9 protein-coding genes are annotated in these 12,254 nt (G+C 38.8%); 6 read left to right on the forward strand and 3 right to left on the reverse strand.

The genetic code is table 11. From position 1 onward, the window contains the following. The first annotated feature begins 351 nt into the window (after nt 1-351). The 4 genes from nfi to phnP all read left to right on the forward strand — a co-directional run bounded on the left by nfi (nt 352) and on the right by phnP (nt 4,497). Nucleotides 352-1,035 carry a deoxyribonuclease V gene (gene nfi / locus KCG35_RS00515; protein ID WP_215817699.1) on the forward strand — a complete coding sequence of 228 codons (684 nt, stop codon included), beginning with the start codon at nt 352-354 and terminating at the stop codon, nt 1,033-1,035. Nucleotides 1,036-1,175: 140 nt separating this feature from the next. Continuing rightward, nucleotides 1,176-2,054, forward strand: coding sequence for a substrate-binding periplasmic protein (locus tag KCG35_RS00520; protein ID WP_215817700.1), 879 nt, complete (start codon nt 1,176-1,178; stop codon nt 2,052-2,054). A gap of 287 nt (nt 2,055-2,341) precedes the next feature. Continuing rightward, nucleotides 2,342-3,616, forward strand: coding sequence for a hypothetical protein (locus tag KCG35_RS00525; protein ID WP_215817701.1), 1,275 nt, complete (start codon nt 2,342-2,344; stop codon nt 3,614-3,616). A gap of 122 nt (nt 3,617-3,738) precedes the next feature. Then, nucleotides 3,739-4,497, forward strand: coding sequence for a phosphonate metabolism protein PhnP (gene phnP / locus KCG35_RS00530; protein WP_215817702.1), 759 nt, complete (start codon nt 3,739-3,741; stop codon nt 4,495-4,497). 65 nt (nt 4,498-4,562) lie between these two features. On the opposite strand, the gene KCG35_RS00535 is transcribed toward phnP, so the two are convergent. Next, on the reverse strand, nt 4,563-6,878 hold the full coding sequence (locus tag KCG35_RS00535) for a mechanosensitive ion channel family protein (RefSeq protein WP_215817703.1): 2,316 nt from the start codon (nt 6,876-6,878) through the stop codon (nt 4,563-4,565). 471 nt (nt 6,879-7,349) lie between these two features. Here KCG35_RS00535 and KCG35_RS00540 point away from each other — a divergent pair, with 471 nt between their 5' ends. Further along, nucleotides 7,350-8,444 (forward strand): ABC transporter substrate-binding protein, encoded by a 1,095-nt coding sequence (locus tag KCG35_RS00540; protein ID WP_215817704.1) that lies wholly within the window; start codon nt 7,350-7,352, stop codon nt 8,442-8,444. A gap of 386 nt (nt 8,445-8,830) precedes the next feature. Continuing rightward, complete coding sequence (locus tag KCG35_RS00545) at nt 8,831-10,348, forward strand: trypsin-like serine peptidase (RefSeq protein ID WP_215817705.1); 1,518 nt, start codon at nt 8,831-8,833, stop codon at nt 10,346-10,348. A 91-nt stretch (nt 10,349-10,439) separates the two neighbouring features. Here the strand turns inward: KCG35_RS00545 and KCG35_RS00550 are convergent, their stop codons facing one another. Both KCG35_RS00550 and KCG35_RS00555 read right to left on the reverse strand, forming a co-directional pair. Continuing rightward, nucleotides 10,440-11,564, reverse strand: a complete 1,125-nt coding sequence (locus KCG35_RS00550) for an RNA ligase RtcB family protein (protein ID WP_215817706.1) — start codon at nt 11,562-11,564, stop codon at nt 10,440-10,442. Nucleotides 11,565-11,838: 274 nt separating this feature from the next. Beyond that, nucleotides 11,839-12,219 carry a hypothetical protein gene (locus tag KCG35_RS00555; RefSeq protein ID WP_215817707.1) on the reverse strand — a complete coding sequence of 127 codons (381 nt, stop codon included), beginning with the start codon at nt 12,217-12,219 and terminating at the stop codon, nt 11,839-11,841. Nucleotides 12,220-12,254 lie beyond the last annotated feature (35 nt).

Raw genomic sequence — 12,254 nt, forward strand, 5'->3', positions numbered from 1 at the left:
GTAAAATAATAAGGTTTTAATGACTATAAACTCGGTAGCAAGACTGTGATAAATACTTACAGAATCTTCTTATCGTCATCTTTGATTTTTAAAAAGTCTAATTTTTATTCAATTAGTAGCCTTATTATCTATAAATCATTACCTAGCTATATAGTTAAGTACGTTCATTAATTATCTTTCTGGTAAAATTCTTACCTAGAGAACGCTGATAAGAGGAAGCTTGGTAATAATAGAAGGGGCTCGTTGTTAACAAAAACTAATAATTATTTTCAAGTATTAGTAGAAATGAACTCTATATACGAAAAACTAATGATTCTGCATAAGACAACACAATAGGTATAAAAACTGACTATGAATATGCACAAAAGCCATTCTTGGGACTTAACGGTAGATCAGGCTCAACAATTACAAGATGAGTGGTCAAATTATGTAAAACTTAGACCGCTTGAAAAAACCATAAATACTGTAGCAGGAGTTGATGTCGCATACGATACAGATCACCAACTCGTTGTCGCTGGCGTTGTATTACTTAATGCAGACTCATTAGAACTTATAGAATATCATGTCACTTACCATCAAAGTGCTTTCCCTTATCAACCAGGATTACTCTCCTTTCGGGAAATTCCCGCCATTCTTCCAACATTAGCAAAACTGAACCAAGCTGCAGACCTAATAATCTGTGATGGCCAAGGCATTGCTCATCCTCGCCACTTTGGGTTAGCTAGCCATTTGGGTGTGTTACTGGAGATACCCACTATAGGATGTGCTAAAACACATTACTGGGGAGAATATACACCTCCTCTATTTGTTCGTGGCAATACTTCTCCAATCCAGGCAGATAATCAAGTGATTGGCAATGTGGTATGTACACAAAACAATATCAAACCTGTTTTTGTCTCCCCAGGTCATCTCACCAACCATCAGGATGCTATTGACTGGGTACTCAAATGCAGTAACCGTTATAGACAACCTCAAACCACACGCTTAGCAGACCAACTGGTTAGAAAACACCTAAAACTGTTACAGAACAACTAATAAAATATTGAAGTTAAAATTGAGTTCCACAAACTGCAGCGAATGAGAAACCTGAAAAAAGTGTAAAAAATCTTTCTACCCGCTAATACGCTATACTAATGCAGATACAGTTATAATTATGTTCGTTTTGATGTCAAAACATGCCAAGGTTACTTAAAATCAGCGTTAGTTTAATATTGGGAGCACTTAGTTACGCCTGTAATGCATCAGAGAAAATTGATGTTATCTACCCAAGGCCTGTAACAAGTGATGACCAACGAACTGCTTACCCATCCAAGTTGCTAGCACTTGGACTGGAAAAGTCAGGGGCACCTTTTCACCTAACGAGTAGTAATAATGTAATGCTACAAGGTAGGGCCTTAAAGATGTTAGCCGCAGGCGAACAGGTTAATGTTGTTTGGTCAATGACTTCCAACGAACGAGAGACTGATTTACAACCCATTAGAATTCCAATTTATAAAGGACTTATTGGATGGCGTTTACCATTAGTTAATGATGACCGAGTTATTTTTTTTCAAACGGTTGAATCTCTGGCTCAACTCAAACTTTTAACTGCTGGACAAGGTCACGACTGGCCGGACACAGCAATTCTTAGACAAAATGGCTTTAAAGTTCTTGGCGTTGCATCGTATGAGGGATTGTTTCGTATGCTTTCCCTTCATCGCTTTGATTATTTTCCCCGTTCAATTGTAGAAATCTGGGCAGAAGCAAAAAACCATGCCCAACGAGGTATTGTGGTTGAGTCCTCAATCATTATCAAATATCCTACAGCCTTTTACTATTTCGTAAATAAAAAAGACAGAGATTTAGCTTACCTACTCAATAAAGGTTTAAATATTGCCATTGAAGATGGAAGCTTCGATAAACTTTTCCTTGAATACCATCAACCATTACTTGAAAGAGCCAAACTTAAAAAGCGGAAGGTGTTTGAAATAGATAATCCTATCCTCCCTAAAGAGACACCTCTAGATGACAAACGACTTTGGCTGGATATTAATGCATACTCGCAAAATAATTAAATGTATCCATTAGTAACAAAGCATCTCCTTTAATACCATTAACCATCTTGTTAAGTATGTAGTTATTTTTCATCATGTTACTGTTAAAAAAAGTTTATTTGCGATAAAGCATAAAACCATCCTATTCTTACTTCTTATTAAAGCCTTTACTCCTAAAATCACACCAAAAAAACCTTGTTAAATTAATTCCCTTAGATACCAACCAAGCATCAAAAACACTTTAACCAAAAACAACCAAAAACTACATTCTAAAAAAGTAACATCAAAATCACAGGGAGGAATAAATCATGATATATAAGGTTTTTAGTTTATCTATTCTGATATACTATCTTTCTCTTTCATCGATCACCCATGCTCTCACTACCAAACCGAATTTAATAATTCCTATCACTGTAAATGCTCAGATACATTCTTATTCACCATTAACAAACAACACGGCTATAAATTACACTATACTCATACCTCAAAATGAAACCACGTTAACATTCAGTACTTCAATGACAGGTATTGAAGATAACCTAGAAATCAATGTTGTCGAGGATCCTAATTATGAACACTTAACCTGTCAGTTTACAAAAATTGATAACAAAGGCCATAGCACCTGTAGTATTTACATTGTAAAGAAAGGCATCTACATTGTTCAAATTAGACCTAAATATTTAATACATACCATAAAACTAACATCAAATACGGAACACCTAAGTGTAAAAACAGGTTATTGTTACCAAGAAACACAAACTCCAAAATCGGATTTATCTGATTTAATTAGTCAATTTCATGGTACAAACTGGCTCTCCACCCTAAAATCAACTTACGATAGACGTTGGCCAAGTGGGGCTATGCTAGTTAGAGCACAAGCAAATGACCCTTATTTTTCACAGTTTATTGATAAAACGAGCTTTAGAAAAATGGCTGAGTCACTTATGGTTGCTATTCATGAAGAGACTCACATGTATGACCTGAACTCAAAAAGAACAGACTGGGAGCAAAATCTTACCGCCTTTGTTAATCAATACTGGCAGCCAAAAGTACCAATACATAAGGGATTTCCTCGTAAAGAAATCCTTCCATTAATTGAAGGTAATGCAACTAAATCCTGGGATGATATTTATTTACGTGATAGCGTGCAGGGTAATTATTTAATGCAGGGCGTATTAAGTGAACTCAATGCAGGATTAATGGGGTTAGCAGGTGTCGGTATTGTCGGCGAATTTGTTGATGGCTATGGGGCAAGTAATGCTAGAGATAGTGCCACAGCCTATATGTATCACTTACAGCTTTACTTAAGGCATGCCAAAACAAACCATCCGAGCTATTACAATAAAATTAATAACGAAAAACTGTTCAAAGACTTCGTACTTATTCAATGGCTAAGAATGCACTATTACCTTGAGTTTACAAAAAAATTTAGTAAGTTAGACACTAATTCTTCTGCAATTACTAAGCTTTTGTACCATCCCCATAATATTGAAGCTATAGAAAATATCACGGGACACTCATTACTACTAGGAAATAACAAAAACTGCTTACCCGAAAATGATCCTTTTGAACCTCCTTTTTAGCTGATATTTTTTATTATCAATAAAACCAAATCACTTAAAGGCTTTCCAACCAGCTATAATGAGTGCATGTAATACGCTAAGTAAAGTCATTCACTATTCGGATTGGGGAGCCTAATAAGTTGATGAAATTAACTTTTTTAGGAACAGCAGACGCCGGAAAAGTACCACTATTTGGTTGCAACTGCGCAGCATGTTCGCTTGCCATAGCGCATGAAGGCTATCGACGAGCACCTTGTTGTGCTCAGCTTGATGTTGCAGGTCATAGTTTATTACTTGATGCAGGGCTGCCTAATTTAGATATGCACTGCCGTGCTCATCCACCTACGGCTATTTTCCTCACTCACTACCATATGGATCATGTCGCAGGTTTATTCTCAATCCGGTGGGGAACAGGAAAAAAAATCCCTGTGTATGGCCCCAATGATCCTCATGGGTGTGATGACCTTTTCAAAAACCCAGGACTCATCGATTTCCATCCTATAATTAACCCCTTTACACCACAAACTTTGTGTGGAATGACCATTACCACAGTCCCCCTCCAACACTCCAAACCAACTCAAGGTTATTGTTTTACCCATCCACAAGGGAAACTTGCTTATTTAACAGACACTGTCGGCTTGCCTGATGAATCCATGAAATTTTTAAAACAGTTTGCTCCTGATTATATAATTTTGGATTGCACACACAGCCCTGAGCATACTCACCCCAAAAGTCATAATAATCTGACTATGGCCCTTGAGATTATTGAGCAGCTCAGCCCCAAACAGAGCTGGCTGACACATATTAGTCATCAAATGGATAATTACTTACTCACCCATAAACCACAGTTGCCAGCCAATGTATCCATAGCAAGGGATAATATGATGATTGCTCTCAGTTAACCGTTAGCCCAGAGCCATGCTTATCACCAGAATAAAGAGATATGCCTAAGTTTAAGCACTTTTCTTTAAATATCGCCTTCATCTTGGTCAAAGCTATCCGCTTTATTATCGTCAATTCTATTTTGCTTTTTGATTTCGTCTGCAGCCAGTACAGCCGCTATAGCAGCCGCTGATTTAGCAATATGAGATGGCAACGGCATATTACCAGTCGCTGCTGATCCATCTTCACCTTCATCTGGAAATTGCACACGTACTTCACGATGCGCAAACTTAATACCATTCTCTTCCAAGGCTTCCTTCACTCTACGATAAGCTTCACGTCGAATCACCCATTGCTCACCTGGCTTACATGTAAACTTCATACGAACAATTAATGCTGACTCTTCAACTCGCGTAACACCCTGTGATTTGAGTGGCAATAAAAAATGCTGACCGTACTCAGGGTCTTCAGCCATTTGCTGTCCAACTTTTTTGATAATTTTCCGGACCTTTTCAAGATCAGTATCATAGGGCAAGCGCAGTTCTAACTTCATTGTTACCCAATCACGACTTAGATTAACGACTGTGGCAATCTCACTATAAGGCAACGTTTGAACAGCTCCTAAATGGTGACGCAAGCACATTGATCGTATAGATATACGCTCAACCGTGCCTCTTAAGCCTGCAGCTTCGATATATTCACCTCGTCTAAAAGCATCATCCCACAGAAAAAACACACCAGAAATAATATCTTGTACAAGTTTTTGGGCGCCAAAGCCAATTGCTATGCCAACAACGCCTGCTCCAGCAATTAATGGTCCTATTTGCACCCCAAGCGACTGTAAAATGGTAATGATGACAGTGACAACAATAACAGCCAGTAAAAAAGTTCTTAATAACGGTAGAAATGTTTCAACACGTGATGCCCCTGCTCCACCACCTTCACCTTCCAAATTCCCAGCCTCATCTTCAGATGGTGGCTCTGGTAATTTACGCTCTATCAGTGAATGGATAACTTCCCAAGCAATATACGCCATTAACAGCGTAATCATGATATCCACAGCAGCATAAATCACTCGCTGACCTACTGCAGTATTCAATATCGCTAAAGCACCATACCCCCAGGATTCTGCTAACGCAATAATGGCAGAGCCAATAAGCAATATACGGAAACCTAACTGTAAGACATGAACAAAGCGGTAGGAACGCGCTGGGAATGTTCTACTTTGCAGCCAGTTAATCGTTATGATTTTAAGCAGCAAGCGGTAAAAAATCCGGTCAATTAAAGGAAAGAACAGCGTAATCCACCAGGCGATACTGACTTTATTTGCAAGCTCATAATTGCCTGCGATTAAATTCATCGCCCAAACCCCCCAAAGTGCAATAATCCAAAAGGTAAATAAAAAAGGCCATGCTTGTGCAACAATTTGTACTGCAGTTGAGCAGTCTTTTTGCTCCTTCTCCTTAGGTTGTGCTAGCTTTTCTTTAAACAACTCAGCAATAAGTTTTCGTTCTCGCCAGGCAAAAATAATAACCAGCATTGCTAATAGAATACCCACCAGAGTAGAGACAGCAAAATCATTTAACACCTGCGGCAAACCATGGGCTAACGCAAGAGTGAATATTTCCCCCATGGAAAAGTATATGACACTGAATAAAATAACCCAATGATGGAATCTTGCAGCATCCATACACTGCAAAGGAAGCGGTCTAATACCTTTGCTATGAGGCGCAAATATCGCTCTAGATAATACATAAACGATCCGGATGTTTATAATTGCATAGAGGACTGAAAGCATTGCATTTTCAGTACCCTCAAATAGCTCAATCCAAAATATAAATAAAGCACAGCCCGCAGCAAAAAAGCCGACACTCATCAAATTAAAACAAACGCGCAGCAAAAAATAACCCAGGACGGTCGTCCATTCATGTGATTCTTGAGTTAAAATACGCTGATTAAACTGATTCAGTTTAATACCCAACACTTTCTCGACTAATACGCCAAACAGCAACATGCCAATAGTAAACATCAAAAACTGAGCAAAACCTCCACCTTGCTCTGCCAAAATGTTTTGATAAAGTTGATCAGATATTTCAGGCCACTGATTCAAACCCGCTTTAATTGCTTTAAAACGATGTCTAAATAAACCCGCTTGGTCACGAAACGTGTTAAACATATGCTGACTTTTCCGTGATTCAGCATCAGCCGTCATTTTCTCGATCAGTAATGATCGAACTTCTTTATCACTCAATGGCGCTATTTTTTCTTCAACGGATACCTTTGGATTAACCTGTGTCGTTTCTGCCGCATAAGACGTATTTAGCGTTATAACAAACCCTATCCATCCCCATAAAAAATAACTTACTATGAATAAAAACGTTCGAGACCACAACAACGGCATGGACTTATCCTCCAAATCCAGTAGTACATAATGCACTTTGTGTCATCCAAATTAACATAATAATTATTTAATATAACTTCATAAAAGAAGTTTGTAGGCGTTATTCATCAATGAAGAGAAGATATAGCCTTAATTCAGGATGGTTTAGGTACAAACATAGCTATTTAGCTTTAGCTGTAACTTCTCAAAGATCAACAACATTCATGCTGAGCGGCAATATTTAAATATATTCTTCATTAATATTCAAAAAATATGTTATATAATTGGCTAATATATACCCATAGCAAAGTATATATTCCCCCAATAAGTCGCAATCAATACAAATGACTGCTATACAAATGTAAAACCGCTATACAGATTGAACCTCACTGAAAAGAAGAAAAGCTACACTAAGACTTCTTTGAAATGTATAGCAAGATCGATGACATCAACCAACCTTACTATCAATCCAGCGTCAGGAGCGAGCCCGTTATGGTTGCAACAATACAACGTATTTCATTAATTTGCTTACTACTAATTACCACCTGTGCGGTTAATGCCAAAACGCTTGCACTTATTACTACTCGCTCCGCAGGAGATTCATTCTGGGGGCCTGTTGAGAGCTTTATGCATGCAGCTTGTAAAGACTTAGGTATGGAGCTCAAAGTGTTCTATGCAGAAGGACGCCGTGACAATATGATTTCAGCTTTTCAGCAAGCTATTAAAGAAAAGGTTGATGCCGTCGTATTCCCCAACTTTCAAAAATCAGCCTACCAACTCATTAAAGCAGCCGAAGAAGCCAAAGTGCCCGTTTTCTTATTTAATTCAGGTATATCCAGTGACCATGCAAACGATGTTGGTATGCCTCGAGCAAAATATAAGTTTTGGCTAGGAGAAATGTTACCCGATGACCAAGGTGCAGGAGCAAACCTAGCAAACACACTTGTTGATATGGCAAAAAGTGCAGGGAAATTAGGCAAAGATGGCAAAGTTCATGTAATCGCTATTTCAGGCCATAGTGCTGATGGTGCTGCGATTGAACGTAACAAGGGCTTAAAGAAAGCCATGAAACGTGGTGATGCCGTACTTAAACAAGTTGTTCCTGCAAACTGGGATAAAGACACTGCAACTATAAAATTCACAAAACTTTACGAACGTTACCCAGAAGCTTCAGTCGCTTGGGCTGCTAGTGATCTTATGTCAATTGGTATTGTCGATGCGATTAAGAAACTAGGAAAAACACCTGGCCAGGATATTTTTACTGGCGGAGTGGATTTAAGTAAAGAAGGCATGGAAGCAGTAAGCCAAGGAACCATGTCAGTCACTGTTGGCGGTCATTTTATGGAAGGAGGCTGGGTTGCAGTGATGCTCTATGACTACTTTAATGGTATCGATTTTGCTGACGAAGGCCTATCCATTCGCTCAAAAATGAGTGTTATCAAGAAAGATGCTGTTAAGGAGTACTTAAAACGGTTTGGAAAAGGAAACTGGGAAAGTATCGACTTTAAACAGTTTTCCAAAAAGCATAACAGTAATCTAAAAAAATATAACTTTGGTTTAGATTCAGTCATGGCTCAGTCTAAATAAATTAAGTGTTAACTAAAGTAAGTCCACTTCCTAAAAAGCAGCCTTAGAGAAATAATACCCATAGCGAAGGGTTTTAGGCGCGGCCGTCAAGTGATGAAGCCCCAGGAGCTTATATTAATAAGTGACTGGGGTGGCAGTTAAATGCTCCTGCATAAACTGCATTCCCACCATCCTTGGTCTTCAAGAACGCTGACAACAAAGCCTAAAAATGATTTGTGAAGGGTATATCTATAAATAATTTCTTTAAGGCTGCTTACATGCAACACGACTATTCTCTTTTGTCTCCCGACCGATAAGTTCCACAAGCTGCACGACAACTGGTGCTTATTATTGAGCACATGTTTAGTAACATAGTACAACAGTTCATGACTAACTGGAGTAAAAACATGTTACTAAGAAAAAATGGACGTTTTTTCATTCTTTCCAGCTTATTCACTACAACCCTATTATCTCCTCTTACGACAACAATCGCCTCAATTAATCACTATGACTGGGGTGAAGGTCTTGTTAATTTCAGCGACTCAACACTACTCAATAACCAACAGGGAGAACATAATCACTGGCGTGCTATTGCCCGCGTGTCTGTCAGTGGTGGCATGACCTGCACAGGTACATTTATCGATACAGGTAATGATAGTGGACCAGCCTATGTCATAACTAACGGACACTGTACAGGTGTTTGGAATGAAAATGAGTTTCAACTTAATAAAGAAACATCAGGTTCTGTCATTTTTAACTATTTCATTGATACAAAAGAACAACAACAATCCTATCCTGCAAAAACAATAAAATGGGCAACCATGCGGGGCCATGACTTAGCTATTATTGAACTATCCGCTACCGTTGGAGAGTTAAAGCAAGCAGGTATTACACCTATGAAGCTTGCAACAGAAGTTTTACCAGAAAACAACGACATTCTTATCATTGGTGCACCAACTGATGGCGTACCTTATGATCAGTCCTATATGCGCATCGCAGCCTGTACTCAAGAATCAACTCATGATGTTATCGAAGCCCATTGGAATTGGTTTTCAGCCCAACGCAATAAATGTCATGATATTAAAGGCGGAAGTTCAGGCTCGCCCGTAATCAATCGATACACAAATGAAGTTGTCGGCGTTTTAAATACAACAACAGCAGGTAGTAGCGAATATGCTGTGTGCTTTAATGGTGCTCCCTGTGAACTCACTGAGAGTCGCGTAGAAAAACAAGAGGACAGCAATTATGCCTTTCCAGTTACACAGTTTAAAAACTGTTTTGTAAATGGTGTTTTTGAGCTAAATGCATCCTCTTGTACTCTCGATAAGGGTAATAGTGTCACATTAGATTATCGTTACGGTGATGCCAAACCAGAATTAGATGACCAAGGCATAGCCCATTATCCAAGCTGGGAAGCTACCGTCAAAGGCCACGACTATTATCGGTATAAAGTAACCTCATCTCATGCGGCCTGCCAAGATCTATACGACTATAGTGGTGTTATCTCAACAACACTTCAACCAGTTATTCAAGATACGCTTGGTATTCAAGAAGGTTATCGCTTTTTATGCGTTATAGGTGGTGATAGTCCAGAATACTCTGAAAGCTGGCAATCACCACAACATGCGACAATGGCCCATAAAAAGCTTGATAGCACACCGCCCACAGTGAAACCACCATTACATATTTCTCCTGGAAACGATAGTGTATTTGTACAGCTTGGTTATTTACCACCAGAGGTCAGTTTATTTAAAGTAAAACAGGGGAAACCAGATTCAATTGATTGTGAAAACCCTGAAGGTTACCGTATTCCATTTTGGACCAACTTTTTCTTTAAGCGAGAAGAGTTACCACAAGTACTTTGTGTCATAGCGGCTGATCAAGCAGGGAATGAGTCAACCCCTTGGCGATTTGATATTAAATAAATCAATCCATCTTTTTGGGGTAAAAAGGAGATCAGCAATCTCCTTTTACTTTATTCAAGAAACAAAAAATATAAAACCATATATCAAGCAATTAATCATAAGGCTTTTTAAACGTAATAACAGGTTTTAATTTAGCTATCTTTGTTAATAAGCCAAAATGCTCCATCGTTTCTATAACATGGTTAATATCTTTATACGCCTCAGGTGCTTCTTCAAACAATAATTCACGATTATCACAAATAACACGACCACCAATTTTGGTTTGTTGCAATGCACTTACTGTGTAACGTTTTTTTAGTCGTCCATAACACTCACTACGTTGCCATTTTCGCCCTGCACCATGTGCTAATGAATTTAAACTTCTCCAGTCCTCATGAGGTTGTACTAAATAGCTATAGTCTCCTCTTGAACCCGGAATAACCACGGAGCCTTGGTCGGCAGGAACAGCTCCTTTACGGTGTAACCAACCTGATTCACCGTTAATACACACAGGACTCACTAAATTATGTGCCACATCCAATAAACAATGCATTTGACACTTCATTGCCTTTTGAATACGCAAAGCAATTAACGCTCGATTTAGTTTTGCCCAGGTCAAAGCCTGATTATGTTGTTCAATATAAGCTTGCTGAGCCTGCTGACTTGATAATGGCTTATGGCCAAACTCGCGAATATGGTTCGCCAAAATTTGTTGCCCTAAACCACGGGAACCTGAGTGAACTAGACAATAAAGTCGATCTTTAGCCACTGCCAAAGACTCTACGTTTTCATAAATCTCAACCACTTGCTGAAGCTCTGCAAAATGATTGCCGCCGCCAACGGTCCCTAATGATCTATTCTCAGGTAAATCAGGTATTCCCGACTGTTGCAGAAATGAATAATATTCATCTTCTACCAATGAGGGTAATTGACTCAGCTGTTTTTCTAACTTAGTCAGCTTCAAACGATGTACCAATACGTCAGTACAAAAAAAAGCAACACCACAACCTATATCATTACCCACTAAAGCCGGATACAACGACTGTTCAGTACTCCAGCAAACCGCACCTATCGGATAACCTCGTCCTGGGTGTAAATCAGGCATACCTACAACCCGACGCATACCCTCTAATTTTGCTGTTGTTTGTAATTGTTGAACGGATCGTCCTTCTATCCAACACTCTGCACTTGCTACTAATGCGGTTTTATCATCAAGAATGCGCAATGAATTGCCCATAAACAACCTTGTAAACCAATAAAAATATCCAAATACCCATTGCGAAATGCACTGAGTAACACTTAAAAACTATTGGTTGCAGGCTAGCTCATTAGGCTAAAAAAGGAAGGTATAACCTATTAGGAAGGATTTCTGCTTAATGTTAGCCTGCAAATGATGGGTTATCGTTAGTTACACTCATATATTCTCCTTTCATATTAATTCTGAGGTGGCCACAAAGTATACAGTTAACGTAATAAACTGACAAGGCTAGCCTTATTCCTCGACTAATAATTCATTCCCCAACTTTTGTTAATACTACGCCATCAACCACCATTTGCCAGATTCCATCCACTTGTTTTGGTGGAGTAGATACCTCAAATCGGGTCGTTAAAAATAACAAACCAACCTCAAAATCATCTTCTATAAATTCTGTAATCGGACCATTAACTGATGTCGTTACTCCATTTTTCCACCGCTTATAGGCTACAGTTCCATCACGAGCAATGAAAAGTCGCATCTCTTCACTTTGCCACTGACCAACATAGTCCAATTTATTTTCAGGGATTGGTTTACCACATCCAGATAATAAAAAGATCAAACATATTAATATCACAAATCTGGACATAAGGTACTTTTTTGGGGTTACTAGCGTATTGGCATTTAACCTATTCATTCTGTTTCCTACGTCCTTCGCTATCAGTATTTTCC

The sequence above is a fragment of the Zooshikella harenae genome (assembly GCF_018837975.1).
Taxonomy (GTDB): Bacteria; Pseudomonadota; Gammaproteobacteria; order Pseudomonadales; family Zooshikellaceae; genus Zooshikella; species Zooshikella harenae.